This is a genomic window from Mucilaginibacter sp. UYP27 (assembly GCF_040547175.1).
GTDB lineage: Bacteria > Bacteroidota > Bacteroidia > Sphingobacteriales > Sphingobacteriaceae > Mucilaginibacter.
This window is the reverse complement of sequence record NZ_JBEPPE010000002.1, coordinates 563944-579449: the sequence shown is the minus strand read 5'-3', so window position 1 is coordinate 579449 and position 15506 is coordinate 563944. Positions and strand designations below refer to the sequence as shown.

General features: G+C 41.6%; 20 protein-coding genes. 17 read left to right on the top strand and 3 right to left on the bottom strand.

What is annotated here, in order from left to right; genetic code table 11:
* Positions 1-27 precede the first annotated feature (27 nt).
* From ABIB39_RS10540 to ABIB39_RS10530, 3 genes are read left to right on the top strand one after another with little or no spacing between them, the layout of a single operon-like run.
* Positions 28-2793, top strand: a complete 2766-nt coding sequence (locus ABIB39_RS10540; RefSeq protein ID WP_354429731.1) for an outer membrane beta-barrel protein — start codon at positions 28-30, stop codon at positions 2791-2793.
* A gap of 27 nt (positions 2794-2820) precedes the next feature.
* The gene (locus ABIB39_RS10535) at positions 2821-3246 is read left to right on the top strand and encodes a PH domain-containing protein (protein WP_354429729.1); all 426 of its coding nucleotides are present in this window, start codon (positions 2821-2823) and stop codon (positions 3244-3246) included.
* Between the two features lie 18 nt (positions 3247-3264).
* Positions 3265-3963, top strand: coding sequence for a toxin-antitoxin system YwqK family antitoxin (locus ABIB39_RS10530; RefSeq protein ID WP_354429727.1), 699 nt, complete (start codon positions 3265-3267; stop codon positions 3961-3963).
* A 127-nt stretch (positions 3964-4090) separates the two neighbouring features.
* Here the strand turns inward: ABIB39_RS10530 and ABIB39_RS10525 are convergent, their stop codons facing one another.
* Positions 4091-4591 (bottom strand): FKBP-type peptidyl-prolyl cis-trans isomerase, encoded by a 501-nt coding sequence (locus tag ABIB39_RS10525; protein ID WP_354429724.1) that lies wholly within the window; start codon positions 4589-4591, stop codon positions 4091-4093.
* Positions 4592-4670: 79 nt separating this feature from the next.
* Positions 4671-6689: a thioredoxin domain-containing protein gene (locus tag ABIB39_RS10520; RefSeq protein WP_354429722.1), complete on the bottom strand. Its 2019-nt coding sequence runs from the start codon at positions 6687-6689 to the stop codon at positions 4671-4673.
* A gap of 259 nt (positions 6690-6948) precedes the next feature.
* On the opposite strand from ABIB39_RS10520, the gene ABIB39_RS10515 reads away from it, so the two are divergent.
* The 4 genes from ABIB39_RS10515 to ABIB39_RS10500 all read left to right on the top strand — a co-directional run bounded on the left by ABIB39_RS10515 (position 6949) and on the right by ABIB39_RS10500 (position 11341).
* Positions 6949-7893 carry a DUF4166 domain-containing protein gene (locus ABIB39_RS10515; protein ID WP_354429720.1) on the top strand — a complete coding sequence of 315 codons (945 nt, stop codon included), beginning with the start codon at positions 6949-6951 and terminating at the stop codon, positions 7891-7893.
* Positions 7894-8002: 109 nt separating this feature from the next.
* Positions 8003-10291 carry an ATP-dependent helicase gene (locus ABIB39_RS10510; protein WP_354429718.1) on the top strand — a complete coding sequence of 763 codons (2289 nt, stop codon included), beginning with the start codon at positions 8003-8005 and terminating at the stop codon, positions 10289-10291.
* Positions 10292-10450: 159 nt separating this feature from the next.
* Positions 10451-10822 carry a helix-turn-helix domain-containing protein gene (locus ABIB39_RS10505; RefSeq protein WP_354429716.1) on the top strand — a complete coding sequence of 124 codons (372 nt, stop codon included), beginning with the start codon at positions 10451-10453 and terminating at the stop codon, positions 10820-10822.
* A 225-nt stretch (positions 10823-11047) separates the two neighbouring features.
* A complete protein-coding gene (locus tag ABIB39_RS10500) occupies positions 11048-11341 on the top strand; it encodes a hypothetical protein (RefSeq protein WP_354429715.1) in 294 nt (97 codons plus the stop codon).
* Positions 11342-11345: 4 nt separating this feature from the next.
* On the opposite strand, the gene ABIB39_RS10495 is transcribed toward ABIB39_RS10500, so the two are convergent.
* A complete protein-coding gene (locus tag ABIB39_RS10495) occupies positions 11346-12785 on the bottom strand; it encodes a tetratricopeptide repeat protein (RefSeq protein WP_354429713.1) in 1440 nt (479 codons plus the stop codon).
* 332 nt (positions 12786-13117) lie between these two features.
* Between ABIB39_RS10495 and ABIB39_RS10490 the strand changes: the two genes are divergently transcribed.
* From ABIB39_RS10490 to ABIB39_RS10445, 10 genes are all read left to right on the top strand, one after another.
* The gene (locus ABIB39_RS10490) at positions 13118-13264 is read left to right on the top strand and encodes a hypothetical protein (RefSeq protein WP_354429711.1); all 147 of its coding nucleotides are present in this window, start codon (positions 13118-13120) and stop codon (positions 13262-13264) included.
* Between the two features lie 41 nt (positions 13265-13305).
* The gene (locus ABIB39_RS10485; protein ID WP_354429710.1) at positions 13306-13449 is read left to right on the top strand and encodes a hypothetical protein; all 144 of its coding nucleotides are present in this window, start codon (positions 13306-13308) and stop codon (positions 13447-13449) included.
* A gap of 50 nt (positions 13450-13499) precedes the next feature.
* Positions 13500-13649, top strand: a complete 150-nt coding sequence (locus ABIB39_RS10480; protein ID WP_354429708.1) for a hypothetical protein — start codon at positions 13500-13502, stop codon at positions 13647-13649.
* Positions 13650-13695: 46 nt separating this feature from the next.
* Complete coding sequence (locus tag ABIB39_RS10475) at positions 13696-13842, top strand: hypothetical protein (protein WP_354429706.1); 147 nt, start codon at positions 13696-13698, stop codon at positions 13840-13842.
* A gap of 72 nt (positions 13843-13914) precedes the next feature.
* Positions 13915-14142 carry a hypothetical protein gene (locus ABIB39_RS10470; RefSeq protein ID WP_354429705.1) on the top strand — a complete coding sequence of 76 codons (228 nt, stop codon included), beginning with the start codon at positions 13915-13917 and terminating at the stop codon, positions 14140-14142.
* A gap of 72 nt (positions 14143-14214) precedes the next feature.
* On the top strand, positions 14215-14442 hold the full coding sequence (locus ABIB39_RS10465) for a hypothetical protein (RefSeq protein ID WP_354429703.1): 228 nt from the start codon (positions 14215-14217) through the stop codon (positions 14440-14442).
* A gap of 72 nt (positions 14443-14514) precedes the next feature.
* Positions 14515-14736: a hypothetical protein gene (locus ABIB39_RS10460; protein ID WP_354429701.1), complete on the top strand. Its 222-nt coding sequence runs from the start codon at positions 14515-14517 to the stop codon at positions 14734-14736.
* 72 nt (positions 14737-14808) lie between these two features.
* Entirely contained in the window at positions 14809-15030 is a 222-nt protein-coding gene (locus ABIB39_RS10455; protein ID WP_354429701.1) for a hypothetical protein, read from the top strand.
* 40 nt (positions 15031-15070) lie between these two features.
* The gene (locus ABIB39_RS10450) at positions 15071-15244 is read left to right on the top strand and encodes a hypothetical protein (protein ID WP_354429700.1); all 174 of its coding nucleotides are present in this window, start codon (positions 15071-15073) and stop codon (positions 15242-15244) included.
* Between the two features lie 25 nt (positions 15245-15269).
* On the top strand, positions 15270-15443 hold the full coding sequence (locus ABIB39_RS10445; RefSeq protein WP_354429698.1) for a hypothetical protein: 174 nt from the start codon (positions 15270-15272) through the stop codon (positions 15441-15443).
* Positions 15444-15506 lie beyond the last annotated feature (63 nt).

Here is a 15506-nt window from a genome sequence, read left to right as displayed (position 1 = left end):
TTGTCGTAAAGCTAAATAACGACGGCCATGACAAAATATTTCCTATCTCTGTTTTTAGGCGTATTCTTTTTCGGAAGGGTATCTGCTCAACAACCACGCGATGTGAACGGTACTGTTACAGATACCTTAGGAAATGTTGGCGGCGTTACCGTAAAGCTCACCTCGGCAACAGATAGTGTTGTTATTGGCAGCGATGTAAATGGCAAATTCCACTTTGCGCAAGTGAAATCGAAAAACTTTAAAGTAACTATTTCGGGGCTTGGCTACCAGGCGTTTACCCGCAAGTATGTGATGGATAACGATACCAAACCCATTCAGCTTGCCCCTGTTAAATTAAAAGTGCAGGTAAACCGATTAGATGGTGTTACAATAACAGCGGCAGCACTACCCATAATAATTAAGGAAGATACGGTTGAGTATAATGCCGCGGCCTACAAAGTACGTGAGGGATCGCAGGTGGAAGACCTGATCAAAAAAATGCCGGGCATTACAGTGGATAAAGATGGCAACGTAACCGCCCACGGCAAGCAGGTGACCAAGGTGCGCTTAAATGGCAAAAATTACTTTGGCGGCGACGTGCAAACGGCTACCCAAAACTTGCCTGCCAATATTGTAGAGAACATACAGGTGATTGACGATTACGGCGACCAGGCCAACCTTACCGGCATCAAAACCGGCGAACCGGAGAAGATCCTGAACATAACCATACAAAAGGGCAAACGTACCGGTAAATTTGGGCAGGCTACGGTGGGTGTTGGTAACGACGACCGCTACCTGGCAAAGTTATCGGCAAACGCGTTTAAGGAAGACAGGCAGATCTCTGTTATCGGCACCTGGAACAACACCAATACCAACTCCTTTAACCTGGCTGCGGGCGGCGGTGGAGGCGGCCGCGGAGGAGGTGGTGGAGGCGGCGCAGCAGCCGGAGGCATCAGCACCGCAAATGGCATTACCACCAACCGTTCGTTAGGGTTTAACTATCGTGATGAATGGGGCAAAAAAGTAACGGCTTATGGCAGTTACAGCTTTGCCGACAGGGATAAATTGACCACCAGCACATCGCAACAGCAGGTTACCTTCCCAACCGGTGTAATTATCAACAACGACAACAGCGTGGGCAAAACCAACAACATCAATCACCGTTTAGATTTTAACCTCGAGTACCGGATAGATACAGCCAACTATCTTAAAATAAATCCCAGCTATTCTTACAATTCATCAAACAGCGATAACACGGATATTTTTAATAACACCCGCAAGAACATCGAGATAAATGGGAACGAGTTAACTTTAACAAACGGCAACTCGCCAAGTGGGGGTGCAACTATATTGTTTAATCATAAATTTAAAAGGAAGGGCCGTAACTTCAGCATCAACTCCGGTTTCAATTTTTCCAAGAACGACCAGGACCAATACGAGGAATATATAACAGAGCCAAAAGACGCAACTACGCCGCCGTATCAGCAGATCTACACCAACAACAGCTCAAAAAGGGCGAACGTTAGCCTAAGCTATACCGAACCTATCGGCAAGACAACTTATTTGGAGGCAAACTACGCTTACAACTATTCTAATACCGATAATAACCGGTTGAATTACCGCATAGACAGTGCAACAAAAGCGCAAACCTATATCGATTCGCTTAGCACCGTTTATAACTACCAGTTCATCACCAACCGTTTTGGATTAAACATCAGGGGGATAAAACCCAAATACAATTACACCATTGGCCTTGCTGTGCAGCCCGCTACGTTGAACGGCGAATCGCATAATTTTGCTACTTCGACAAATACGTTCAATTACATCCCTACCGCAAGGTTTATTTACAACTTCAAAAAGAACCACTCGCTATCTGTTAATTATACTGGCAACAACAACCAGCCATCGTTTACGCAATTGCAGCTGCAGCCGGATTTTTCGAACCCGCAAAACCGTATTTACGGTAACCCTGATCTGAAACCTGAGTTTACCAACAACATCAACATGCGCTACAACCAGTTCGACCTTACAAGCGGCAACTCGTTGTTTACCAATCTATCATTCAGCACCACGCAAAATAAAATTGTTACCAGTACACAACCGCAAACTATAGATAGCACTAAGCAGGAAACAAGGTATTTAAATACCAGCGGTTTTTACTCTGCCAATGGTAATTATGCTTTTTCTAAACCGTTTGCCAACCGCAAATTCACCGTTACTTTAAACGGCGGGGTTAACTACAATAACAATATCAACTTTACCGAAGGCAACCGTAACCTGGCCAAAAACTGGGTATTTAACCAGGGCGCTAAGGTCCGGATCGATATCGACAGCCTGATGGATACCGAAATAAGCGGTAATTACAGCATCAATAAAACCCGTAACAGCATCCCTACATTCCTAAGTTCGGATGCGAAAACATGGACTTTGCGACTGGATGGCCGCAACTACTTTTTTTATAACCTGGTGTTGGGCTACAACCTTACCCAAACCTTTAACAGTGGTTTTAGCAGCACCGTTAAGGCCAACCTTACCCTCCTAAGTACTTATGTGGAGTATCAGTTCATGAAAAATCATTTGGCAGCCCTGCGTTTCCAGGCGTTTGATCTTTTCAACCAAAACACGGGTGTAACACGTTCGGTTAGCGGTAACCAGATCATTGATACACGTACCAATCGTTTGGGAAGGTACTTGATGCTCTCATTTACCATGCGCCTGCAGCAATTCGCGGGAAGGCAGGGCCGTAACGGCGGAGGTGGTGGCCGCGGCGGGCGTGGTGGTGGCGGTGGTGGCCGACGTGGCGGTGGTGCATAATTTTAGGTTTTTACTTATCTTTATAAAATGACAACCGGGGATAAGATTTACCCTACCAAAAAGGGTTTTATAATTTATATTGTAATTGGTCTGCTATTGATTATGGAGGTGAGTTACATTTTTAACGGCCTGTACCTTTCGGCAGTGTCACTCATCGCACTAACGGGCGTTATTGTTATCCCGTTGCTAAATACCCGCTACACCATAACGGCCGACAATACCTTAAAAGTTAAATGCGGCTTTTTTGTGAACCTTACCATCCCGATAGAAGACATCCGCAAGATAACATCAACCAAAACCATTTTAAGCGCCCCTGCCCTATCATTTGACAGGTATGAGGTGTTTTATAACAAATTTGATTCGGTGGTGATATCGCCCATCAATAAAAAAGAATTTATTGCTGATCTGCAAAACATAAACCCGGCTATCGAGTATATTCGTAATACCGTTTAACCAATGCTACCTACTACCATGTTAAAACGCTACCTATTATTATTTGCCGCGGTCCTCTTTATCAATATCTGCTTTGCGCAGGATACCATAGAGGTAAAACGAAGGATATCCACCGATGTTACCGAAGTTTACAAAGTACTGGCTAAGGAGGTAAACACACGCTGTGGTTTATTTAAAGCGCTGTATAAAAATAAGGTTGTTGTTGCTACAGGCCTTTATGATAAAGATAAAAGAACAGGCCTTTGGAAGTTTGCAGACCGCAATGGCGTAATCATACAAACATATGACTATACCAATAACCGCCTTTTTTATGAGGCGAAGGAAGACACTACATCGCGCCTTAGGTACTTTGTAGATAAGGAACTTAAAGAGGGAGATAAGGTTACCAAGCCTATAAAAATTGGCGGCGTTTTTTATGGTTATCTCCCTTACTTAACATTGTTTACCTTGCCAAAGGGTTATAAAGAAATTGACCGCGATGCGGTTATCGCAACTGTTGAACTATTAATTAGCCCGGGCGGGCGGCTGGCTGATTATAAGGTAAACTTAATACAATATGCGACGGTAGAGCCATTTAAAACGGTAAACATGAATATTAAGCTGCCCGACCCTGCCGACCTTAAGTTTATACCCGCCACTTTAAACGGCGAACCAGTTGCTTGCAGAGTGATCATACGATGCGAGATCAACAACCGGTTACATTTAGATTTTGAATAATCTCCTAATCCCATGAACAGGAAATTGAATAGCAAAGTTTTATAACAAGGACGCCGAATGAATTTCATTCGGCGTTTTCTTTATGTGATGTTATACTTCCTCCCATGAGGGTACCGGGGTGCGGATATTAGTGGTCTTCGTGACCATCTGCACCATGCGCGTGGCCGTGCGATAACTCCTCTGGAGTTGCCGGGCGCACGTTCAGGATCTCACCTTTAAAGTGAAGGTCCTGGCCTGCCATTGGGTGGTTAAGGTCTACAATTATAGTATCCTCGTTAATAGATACAACCTGGCCCTGGAAACGGTTGCCATTGTTATCCTGCAAAGGCAAAACCTCGCCAATTTGTGGCAATTCTTGTCCCTGGAACATTTCTTTTGGCAGGTTAGCTACAGCTTCTTCGTCAAATTCGCCGTAAGCCTCTGCTGATTTAATATGAAAATCGTAAGTATCACCTGTAGACAAGGTGCTTAATTCCTCTTCAAATTTTGGGATCATCTGGCCTGCGCCAAACAAAAAGGTAAGCGGCTGCTCTTGTGTAGCGCTTTCCTGCAAGCCTTCTGTTCCGTCCTCTTTTTTAACATACAGGTCGTATGTTAATGATACTACATGTTCTTGTTGAATTTTCATCTAATAATTTTTAGTAGGCTTGGAACTCCATCCCCGCGTTAGCCGGGTTATCACAATACCTGTTTATTTATATAAGGAATTAATTATTTATTTGTTTTAATGCTTCGCTGATATTGTTTACAGGTATGCCACAGGTTTTATCCCTGCATATAAATATCCGTGTATCGCTGCTAAACTTTTCTGCCAGCAAAGGTAAACTTCCATCCTTACCCCCCAAGATAATTTTATTGGGAATGTAATTTTGTTCCATTTCAATGCGCTTAACTTCAGCATTGTTGCCGGTAATAGCAACCTCATAAGTGCCAAAAACCTCTTCTAATAGCAAGATGCTCCAGTTGGAATAAGCGGTGCCGTACTTTGCTAAATGCGGTACAATGTTGCGAAGCAACTGTGCTGATACCTCCAGGTAGCCCTCATTATCAAAAAACAGCCCCAACTTTTTAAGGTTGCGCGCCATTACCGAGTTGGAAGCAGGGATAACGCCATCCATAATTTCAGATTTGCGGGCTATCAGCATCTCATCGTTATCTGCTGTGTAAAAAAAGATCCCGCCCTCGGCATTGTAGTAATGGGCAAGCGTGTAATCGGCAAGTTTTTGAGCCAGGTTAAGCCATGCTTCGTTGAAGGTAACCTCGTACAAGGATATAAAAGCATCGATGACGTTGGCATAATCGTCAAGGAATGCCTCTCCCCGGCCCTCTCCTTCGGAGAAGGAGTCACCTTTTTTATATACACGTGATACTTTTGCGCCGGCGATCAAACTGCCTGTTATAAACGCCGCGTTTTTTAATGCAAGCTGTAAGTATTCGGGATTATTAAATGTGCGATAAGATTCGCAAAGGCCTTTTAGCATCAGGCCGTTCCATGATGCAAGAATCTTGTTATCCAATCCCGGGCGGATTCGTTTACTGCGTGCATCCAAAACTTTTTGGCGGGATGCGGATACCCCATTTACCAGATCTTCAACCGTTAGGCCAAGCAACTTAGCGAGTTCGGTATCCTCTTCGCGGCGGTAAAAAACGTTCGATTGCTCTTCCTCCCAGTTGCCATCATCGGTAACGTGGTAGTAGATATTGAATATATCGGCGTCATCGCCCAGTATCTCTGTTATTTCAGTTTTGGTAAAAATGTAGAACTTGCCTTCTTTACCCTCGCTATCGGCATCTAAAGCTGAGTAAAAGCCATTTTCGGGCGATGTTAATTCCCGGCTGATGAATGTGATGATCTCGTCAACTATCATTTTATAAAGCGGATCGTGGTTCCAGGTGTAAGCCTCAGCATAAAGGCTAAGCAACTGGCCGTTATCGTAAAGCATCTTCTCGAAGTGCGGCACATGCCATACCCCATCAACCGCATAACGGGCAAAACCGCCGCCAATATGGTCGTAAATACCACCGAAGGCCATTTTCTTTAGCGTAAGGTTAACATTTTGGGCCAGTGCCTCGTCCTTCATCAAATGCGCGTAACGCATCAAAAACAGCGAATTGTTCGGCATGGGGAACTTGGGCGCGCCGCCAAAGCCACCTTCAACCGGGTCGATATATTTGCGCCATGTTGCCAATATGGTTTCCAGGTCGGCTTTTGTGTACTGCGGCTGCTCGGTAACAAAAGCAACCGATTCGTATTGTTTGATGCCATCGGTTAGGCGTACAGCGTATTCTTCGGCTTCTTCGGGTTTGGTTTTATAAAAATCGGCCAGGTTAAACAGCAGGCTTGTCCAGTCGTTTTTACGGAAGTAAGTACCACCATAAATAGGCCTTTGGTCGGGTAGGCAAATGCAGTTAAGGGGCCAGCCACCGCGGCCGCTCATGAGTTGAATGGCGCTCATGTAGATCTGGTCTACATCGGGGCGCTCCTCCCTATCCACCTTTATACAAACAAAATACTCGTTCATCACCCCGGCTACGGCCTCGTCCTCAAAACTCTCATGCTCCATCACGTGGCACCAATGGCAAGCCGAGTAGCCAATACTCACCAGTATCAATTTATTCTCGTCCTTAGCTTTTTGCAGCGCTTCTGCCCCCCATGGGTACCAGTTAACTGGGTTATTGGCATGCTGCAGTAGATATGGCGAGGTAGAGTTGGCGAGTTTATTCATGTACTTAGATAATTGGCTAAATTGATAATTGTTTTAAGGATGTGCAAATGGAGTGGGGCTTCGATATTTACTCACCCGGTCATTGCTTCGCTCGGCCACCCTCTCTTCGCAGCGAAAAGAAGGTAACGGATTTGCTTTTAAACTCTTTAAAAGTTGACGGAATAAAAAAAAAAGCTTACGTAATATAATAATCTTTCAGTAAATATTGAAAATTCAATATTTATGTTTTAACTTTGACTGATAATTTAATACATTAAGTATGCAACCTACTACCAAACTTAAATGGGCGAAATTCATAATGTTTTTTGCCGCTGTCTATAACATCTTTTGGGGCGCTGTTATTTCTTCCTACCCGCAAACCATCCTTTTTGGCAATCCTCCTACCGATTTCCTGCTTATCATTTTACGTTGCGTGGGCATGCTGATTGGCGTTTATGGCATTGCCTATTACTTTGCATCATTAAACCCAACTGCTTACTGGCCGCTTATTTTCGTGGGCTGGCTCGGCAAGCTTTTAGGGCCATTCGGTTCTGTTTATTACATTATGCAAGGCAAATTAACCCCTGCTTTTTTATGGGTAAATTTATGGAACGATATTATTTGGCTTTATCCATTTGGCTGGATCATTTATGCTACTTTTAAAGGGCAATTATCAACGAGCAAAGAATATGCAGGCAACAAAAGCCTCTATCAAAAATTCCTTGGTGATGCTTACGAAGATTTAGCTCCAAACTTGCACGCCTTTCACCAGGCCCAAACAAGCACCCGCGCCTTAGGGCAATTTAAAGTAACGCGTGGTAAAGGACTTATTAATGACCTGTTCGGCAAAATTGCCCAACTACCTCAAAGTTCTGAAGCAGCCGAGGCCGAATTGATATTAACTCCGTTTGCGAATAACGAAGTTTGGAGCAGGCGATTGGACAGCAAAAGAGTGATTTCTAAACAATGGATGGACGGCGACCTATTGGTAGAACGGTTTAAAATAATCAACATCTATCTCAGCGCCGAAGTCTTAGGCGGCACCCTTGTCATTTACGATGTAGCCGCAACCGTTTTGGGCATTTCACTCCCTCCATTTTTCACCCCTACTGTGCTTGCCATCGGTAAAGATTCTGGTGATAGTGTTCATGTGAATGTAGAAATAGCATTTAAACCATTTGGGCGTATCATTAATTACCAGGGCACGGTAAAGGTATGCCAATGAAAAATATGGAACAATGATTTTGTTAATTGTTTAAAAATTGCCTTACCAATTAATTTAGCTTTCCCGTGCAAATAACTAATTTCGCGGTACAAGAAAAGAGGAACAGGATTTGGATTATTTAGCAGGGTTAAATCCCGAACAAAAGGCAGCTGTAGAACAGGTTAATGGCCCGGTAATGATTATTGCAGGCGCGGGTTCGGGTAAAACAAGGGTTATCACATTTAGGGTGGCGCACCTCATACGCAAGGGGGTAGATAGCTTTAATATACTGGTACTTACGTTTACCAACAAGGCCGCCAAAGAGATGCGCGAGCGTATTACCCAAATGGTTGGCCCCGAAGCTAAAAACATCTGGATGGGTACTTTCCACTCGGTATTTGCCAAAATTTTACGGGTGGAGGCCAATAAAATTGGTTACCCAAGCAACTTCACCATTTACGATACCGATGATAGCAAAAGCGTATTGCGTGCTATTTTAAAAGAGATGCAGCTGGATGATAAGCTGTATAGCGCCAATTCGGTTTTAAACCGTATCTCGGCAGCAAAAAGCAGCTTGCTCACCCCTGCCGAATACCAAAACAATGCGCAAATACAGGCCGACGATGAATCGTCCAAACGACCGCTAATAGGTAAGATATACGAAACTTACGCGCAACGCTGCTACCGCGCAGGCGCCATGGATTTTGATGACTTACTATTGAAGACCAATGAGTTATTAAGAGATCATGCGGATGTAAGGAACAAATACCAGCACAAATTTAAGTACCTGATGGTGGATGAGTACCAGGATACCAACCACTCGCAATACAAAATTGTAAAAACGTTGGCCGCCGTTAGCGAAAACCTTTGTGTGGTGGGCGATGATGCGCAAAGTATCTATGCATTCCGTGGGGCAAACATCCAAAACATACTCAATTTTGAGAAAGATTACCCCGACCTGAAAATATTTAAACTGGAGCAAAATTACCGGTCTACTCAAAATATTGTAAACGTTGCCAACAGCATTATTGCCAACAATAAAGAGCAGCTAAAGAAAAACGTTTTCTCTGAAAAGGAAACCGGGGACAAAATAAAGGTAATGCGTGCCTTTAGCGACAACGAGGAAGGCAAGCAGGTTGCTGATGCGATTATGTACCAGCGCACCTCAAATGGGCTTAACTGGCACGATTTTGCCATTCTGTACCGTACCAATGCGCAGTCGCGTTCTATGGAGGAAGCCTTGCGTAAAAACGGCATCCCATACAAAATATATGGTGGCCTGTCGTTTTATCAGCGTAAAGAGATCAAAGACCTGATAGCCTATTTCAGGCTTACTTTCAACCCCAATGATGAGGAAGCGCTTAAACGTGTTATCAACTACCCAAAACGTGGTATTGGTGATACCACAATGGATAGGATAATCGTAGCGGCAGACCGCAACCGCCTTACCCCTTTCGATGTTATACTGGAGGCAAACCGCTATGTAGAAAAAGCGCCGGCATCGCTAAACACGTTTGCCACGTTGATCCAAAGCTTCCAGGTGATCACCAAAAACCAAAGTGCTTACGAGGCCGCATTGCATATCGCTAAGCACTCGGGGTTACTTAAAGATCTCTATGAGGACAAATCTGTTGAGGGACTTAACCGATACGAAAACATCCAGGAGCTGTTGAACGGGATCAAAGAATTCTCTGAACGGGAAGATATTGAAGAAAAAGGCCTGGATATTTTCATGCAGGATGTGGCACTTTTAACCAATGATGACAAGGATAAAAACAAAGATGCCGACACCGTATCGCTGATGACCATCCACTCATCCAAGGGGTTAGAGTTTCCACAAGTGCATATTGTGGGGTTAGAGGAAAATCTATTCCCATCGCAAATGGCACTTAACTCGCGCAGCGACCTTGAGGAAGAACGCCGCCTGTTTTATGTGGCCATAACCCGTGCCGAATCTAAATTAACCATCAGTTATGCCACGTCGCGTTTTAAATTCGGCACGCTTATTAGTTGCGAGCCCAGCAGGTTTTTGGATGAGATAGATGCCAAGTACCTGGAACTGGACTTTACGGCAAGGCCGGCAGCCTCTGCAGGGGGCTCGGCATACGATGACGAACGCACCACCTGGAGCCGAAAAAACGACACCTATGCCAAGCCTAAACCGGCTGCCGCGCCACCTGTTAAAACCACTTCTATATTAGCTAAGGCACACGTGCCATCTGCTGATTTTAAGCCGTCGGATACCTCAAACTTACAAGTAGGCATGCAGGTAGAACATGAGCGTTTTGGTTTTGGCAAGGTGCTTACACTTGAAGGCAGCAAGCCAGACATTAAGGCAACCATCTTTTTTAAAGAGATTGGCCAGAAACAATTGCTTTTAAAGTTTGCCAAGCTGAGTATAATAAGTGGGGTGGAATAACCTTTATTCCCACTTATTGTAGATTTAATTCCACAGTTTTTTTTGGCGAAACATTAACTATGCGTTAATTGTACACAATAAGCACTTATTTAATATTGGCATTACGTTTGGTTAATAGTTAATACCCTTTTCCCTTAATTAACTATTATTATGTATATGATGAGCGAGACTATAAAAAAGAAGACAAATAAATCGGCAGGTAAAAACATCCGTACCCTGCGCCACGAACATGGCTGGAGCCAGGAAGATGTTGCAAACCGTTTAGGTATATCTATCCCCGCGTTTTCGAAAATAGAGACGGGTGTTACGGATATCAACCTATCGAGACTGGAGCAAATTGCCAATATTTTTGAGGTGAGTGTTGTTAACCTGTTGTCGCTTGAGTATACCGAAGAGCCAAGCACACAAGATGTAAGCCTGAGCATTATCCAGAAAAAACTGGTTGACAGGGAAGCTGAGATCACCAATTTGCAACGTAAAGTAATTTTACTTTATGAAGAATTGCTGAGCAAAGGCAATGTAGCGATCTAATTAATTAGGTACTGTTCAATATATACAACAGTTAGTAGCTGTTTTATTACGGTAATAAATCGAAAACCCTTGACTTTTGTTTAATTATTTTAAGCTAATCTTAATTAATTACGTTAAATGAAAATTAAGTTCGATTTATTGCCGTTTTCTATTTAATACTCACCCAATTACCCCAATTGGATTTATAATTGTACAGGCATAGGTAAACACAGAAGCAGATCTACTATGTCAAACTACATGATATCTATTGCCAACGCCGACCAGCAAACAGTTGGAACTATACATGACAGCCGCAGCAAGTTAAAAGTTAAAGCATTCGGGCTATTCCGTTCGCATTTAAAACCGCGCGAGGGCGAGGTTAGGTTTTTTGTTACTGCCGGTAACGAAACCTTAGCGTTTGAAACTGAAGGTTACAAAAGGCACAGGCAATTGCTTATATTACAAATGATATCAAGGTATTGTATGTATTTGGGATTGTTTGAGGCGCAGATCCACAGCACCTACCCAGGGTTACAGTAGCAAGTTAAACTGTGGTCCTGCTGGTATCATTAAGCATTTCGCTCATTTCAATTATCTTTTGGTCGATATCTGAAACGCACTTGTCCATCATATTTATACACTCTTTCTCATCAACAAGGCCTTCTTTTTCCAGATTCATTAAACCACGCAGCGTTGCGATTGGGCCACGGATCTGGTGCGAGAGGTAAGATGAATACTCGGAGAGTTTCTTATTTTTAATCTGCAAATCTTTAGTACGCTCATCAATAATTTCTTCAAGATGATGGTTTACCCTATCCAGGTTATCTTTCTGCCGCGATACCTCTTCATTCAGTTCAGTAAGTTTTGTATTGGTTACCGTTTTGCGTTTAACGTTGCTCACCAGCAATACTATTACCACCATTAAAAGGCCTGCTACTACTGTAACGGCCCAAAACTTGATCCGGTCATTTTGCTGGCGTTGAATGGTTAGTTCATTCTCTCGCTGCCTTGCCTGCTGCTTAAATTGTTCCTGCAGCATATTTATCTGAGTAGATTCGTTAGATGCGTAAATGGTACTATCCTGCCGAAATATCGTTTGTAAATATGTAAGGGCCTTCTCGTAATGCTTTTGCTTAGCTTGCAACTGGTAATTGGTATAATTGTAGTCAGATTCCAACTTCTCATCTTTTAGAGCTTTAGAGTAAGCTTGCCCCTCTAATACTACTTTATTAGCCTCGTCAAAGCGGCCTTGTGCTATATATAGCGATGCAAGCGTAAGGTTAGTACTGGCTACCGGTTTGTTCAGGTCTTTTTCCTTCGCTGCTTTATTGGCTGCTAACAAAAGCTGCTCTGCTTTATCAAACTGGTTAAGGTTGAAATAAATAACCCCTCTGTTTTGTAAGGCTTGTATAGTATTAAAAGTATCTTTTATAGCTAAAAATATACTGTTACCCTTATCATAATAACTTAATGCTTGGTGAAAAATCTTCTTACGGTAATAAACGTTACCAATGTTTAGATACGTTGAACCAATAAGTTGCTGATCATTTAGTTTTTGGCCTATTGCGAGCGCTTTTTTCAGATATTCTAACGAACTCGTGTAATTATTGTCGAGATATAGGTTTCCGATGTTATTATAAACCTTAGCCTCGCTGCGCAGATCTTTAATTTTTGCAAAACTTGCCAGTGCTTGTAAATAATCGCGAATAGCGGCACTTGCCTGGTTTAAATAAAAATTACCTATCCCCCTCACGCGGTAAGCTTCGCCCATGCCTTTTTCGTAACCTGCCTTTTCGGCAATGGCCAGTGCTTTGGTAGCAAAGGCAACCGTTTGCTCGGGGTTGGTACCACGGTTATCATAAGCCAACTTATTAAGCTTATTCACCTCATTAGTATCCTGCGCGGCAACGTCGTTTTTATCCACGGCGCGTGCAACAGTACAGCTAATAAGAAACACAACAAGCAGCGTAAAAATTTTATTCATTAGGGCTCTATACGTTGATATAATGGTGAAAGTTATAAAATAATTACAAACTATGTTTCATTGGGTTAAAGTTAGTAAAAAACAGCAAGATTTTTTTTTATCAACATTGCGTGATAATTAAAAAACATAATTATATTTGTGATGTTAATTTACTGATTGTTAAGAAGTTACACAGTTATTAACACGTTATTGTAATATACGATAACCCCTAAAATATAGCTATTTCATTAACTAATAGTTAGTAAAAAATAGTTAAACTATAGCAAATGGTTGTATAATTAAAAATTGCTTAAAGGCTAAATAAAATTGGCTAATTAACGGGATAAAATAATATGAAAAAGACAGTACTGGCATACGTATTTCTACTTAGTGGGATATTAATATCAAGTTGCGTTAAACCAACAAGCATGCGCATAACAATGGATATGTTTTTAAAGGCGACGACAGGTATCCGAAAAGATATTGGTACCGCAGACTAATTTTAGATAAGCAGTAATAAAAAAATATTAAAACACAAAACATGAAAAAGTTAATTATCGCCACGGTATTGATCCTGGCAACAGGGGTTTTACCATCATACACCAAACAGGTTAATGTACAACCAACTGCAACAATTGAGCAAAACAACATCACATTTAGAAAAGATGTTGGTACCGCCGATTAATTAACCATTTCAAATTATAAATACCCCTAATAGATAAAAATAACACAGTTATGAAAAAGATAATAATAGCAGCAGCAATCATTTTAACAACAGCGGTTTTACCATCATATACCAAACAGGTTAGTGTAAAGCCTACCGCCATCATTACAATTGACCCAAGCCTTGCCCTTGTAAAAAAAGACATCGGTACTGCCGATTAATTAATTAACATCATAACATTAAACACCCCTAATTAAAAATACGAACATGAAAAAATCAATCATAGCAGCAGCAATCATCATTTTAAGCGCAGGCGTACTACCATCATGCACAAAAAACGCCGAGGTTAAACCAACTGCAACTTTTGAAAAAAGCACAGTAGCCAACAAAAAAGATGTAGGCACCGCAGACTAATTAACAACAACCACAGAATTAAATAACAACCACACATATAAACAAATAATACCACCACAAAATATAACCACCATGAAAAAATTAATCATAGCTACAGCAATCATCTTCAGCGCTTTAACAACAACTACAGTTAACGCAACAACTCTAACAAACAAAAAAGATGTAGGCACCGCCGATGCTAAAAACAAAAAAGATGTAGGTACAGCTGATAACAAAAAAGACGTAGGCACTGCAGATGCTAAAAACAAAAAAGATGTAGGCACTGCCGATAACAAAAAAGACGTAGGCACCGCAGACTAATTAACAACAACCACAGAATTAAATAACAACCACACATAAAAACAAATAATACAACCACAAAATATAACGATCATGAAAAAATTAATCATAGCAGCAGCAATCATATTCAGCACAGTAACAGCAACTACAGTTAACGCAGCAACTTTCACAAACAAAAAAGATGTTGGTACCGCCGATGCTAAAAACAAAAAAGATGTAGGTACAGCTGATAACAAGAAAGACGTAGGCACAGCAGATGCTAAAAACAAAAAAGATGTTGGTACTGCCGATAACAAAAAAGACGTAGGCACCACAGACTAATTAACAACCACCACAGAATTAAATAACAACCACACATAAAAACAAATAATACAACCACAAAATATAACGATCATGAAAAAATTAATCATAGCAGCAGCAATCATATTCAGTACAGTAACAGCAACTACAGTTAACGCAGCAACTTTCACAAACAAAAAAGACGTTGGTACTGCAGACAATAAAAAAGATGTAGGTACAGCTGATAACAAGAAAGACGTAGGCACAGCAGATGCTAAAAACAAAAAAGATGTTGGTACTGCCGATAACAAAAAAGACGTAGGCACCGCAGACTAATTAACAACCACCACAGAATTAAATAACAACCACACATAAAAACAAATAATACAACCACAAAATATAACGATCATGAAAAAACTAATCATAGCAGCAGCAATCATATTCAGCACAGTAACAGCAACTACAGTTAACGCAGCAACTTTCACAAACAAAAAAGACGTTGGTACTGCAGACAATAAAAAAGATGTAGGTACTGCTGATAACAAGAAAGACGTAGGCACAGCGGATGCTAAAAACAAAAAAGATGTTGGTACTGCCGATAACAAAAAAGACGTAGGCACCGCAGACTAATTATTACCATCAACACTATTCACCAACAAATGCAACAAACATGAAAAAGATCATCATAGCCGCAGCATTAGTATTAACATCAGCAGTAACTGCATTTTCGCTTACTACTAAAACGGATAACAAAGTAAACGCTAACAAATTACAAGAAGACGCTATTACTACATCTGTTAAAAACACAGCAGCACCAAAATCAGACGTAGGCTCAGCCGATTAATTATAAGTACCGTACAAATCATATCATGAAAAAAATCATCATAGCAGCAGCATTAATATTAACATCAGCAGTAACCGCATTTTCGCTTACAGTTAAAACTGATACCAAAACCGAGGCTAATAAATTGCAGCAAGATGCGGTAACAGCTTCTGTTAAAAGCAGCAATGCACCAAAATCAGACATAGGCACTGCCGACTAAGTTTTTTAATACCCAGGCATCAACATAAATAAAAATGCCCCGCTATAAATAACGAGGCATACA

Coding starts and splice junctions, on each gene's coding strand:
- ABIB39_RS10540 (WP_354429731.1), top strand. CDS start 28: ATGACAAAATATTTCCTATCTCTGTTTTTAGGCGTATTCTTTTTCGGA.
- ABIB39_RS10535 (WP_354429729.1), top strand. CDS start 2,821: ATGACAACCGGGGATAAGATTTACCCTACCAAAAAGGGTTTTATAATT.
- ABIB39_RS10530 (WP_354429727.1), top strand. CDS start 3,265: ATGTTAAAACGCTACCTATTATTATTTGCCGCGGTCCTCTTTATCAAT.
- ABIB39_RS10525 (WP_354429724.1), bottom strand. CDS start 4,591: ATGAAAATTCAACAAGAACATGTAGTATCATTAACATACGACCTGTAT.
- ABIB39_RS10520 (WP_354429722.1), bottom strand. CDS start 6,689: ATGAATAAACTCGCCAACTCTACCTCGCCATATCTACTGCAGCATGCC.
- ABIB39_RS10515 (WP_354429720.1), top strand. CDS start 6,949: ATGCAACCTACTACCAAACTTAAATGGGCGAAATTCATAATGTTTTTT.
- ABIB39_RS10505 (WP_354429716.1), top strand. CDS start 10,451: ATGAGCGAGACTATAAAAAAGAAGACAAATAAATCGGCAGGTAAAAAC.
- ABIB39_RS10500 (WP_354429715.1), top strand. CDS start 11,048: ATGTCAAACTACATGATATCTATTGCCAACGCCGACCAGCAAACAGTT.
- ABIB39_RS10495 (WP_354429713.1), bottom strand. CDS start 12,785: ATGAATAAAATTTTTACGCTGCTTGTTGTGTTTCTTATTAGCTGTACT.
- ABIB39_RS10490 (WP_354429711.1), top strand. CDS start 13,118: ATGAAAAAGACAGTACTGGCATACGTATTTCTACTTAGTGGGATATTA.
- ABIB39_RS10485 (WP_354429710.1), top strand. CDS start 13,306: ATGAAAAAGTTAATTATCGCCACGGTATTGATCCTGGCAACAGGGGTT.
- ABIB39_RS10480 (WP_354429708.1), top strand. CDS start 13,500: ATGAAAAAGATAATAATAGCAGCAGCAATCATTTTAACAACAGCGGTT.
- ABIB39_RS10475 (WP_354429706.1), top strand. CDS start 13,696: ATGAAAAAATCAATCATAGCAGCAGCAATCATCATTTTAAGCGCAGGC.
- ABIB39_RS10470 (WP_354429705.1), top strand. CDS start 13,915: ATGAAAAAATTAATCATAGCTACAGCAATCATCTTCAGCGCTTTAACA.
- ABIB39_RS10465 (WP_354429703.1), top strand. CDS start 14,215: ATGAAAAAATTAATCATAGCAGCAGCAATCATATTCAGCACAGTAACA.
- ABIB39_RS10460 (WP_354429701.1), top strand. CDS start 14,515: ATGAAAAAATTAATCATAGCAGCAGCAATCATATTCAGTACAGTAACA.
- ABIB39_RS10455 (WP_354429701.1), top strand. CDS start 14,809: ATGAAAAAACTAATCATAGCAGCAGCAATCATATTCAGCACAGTAACA.
- ABIB39_RS10450 (WP_354429700.1), top strand. CDS start 15,071: ATGAAAAAGATCATCATAGCCGCAGCATTAGTATTAACATCAGCAGTA.
- ABIB39_RS10445 (WP_354429698.1), top strand. CDS start 15,270: ATGAAAAAAATCATCATAGCAGCAGCATTAATATTAACATCAGCAGTA.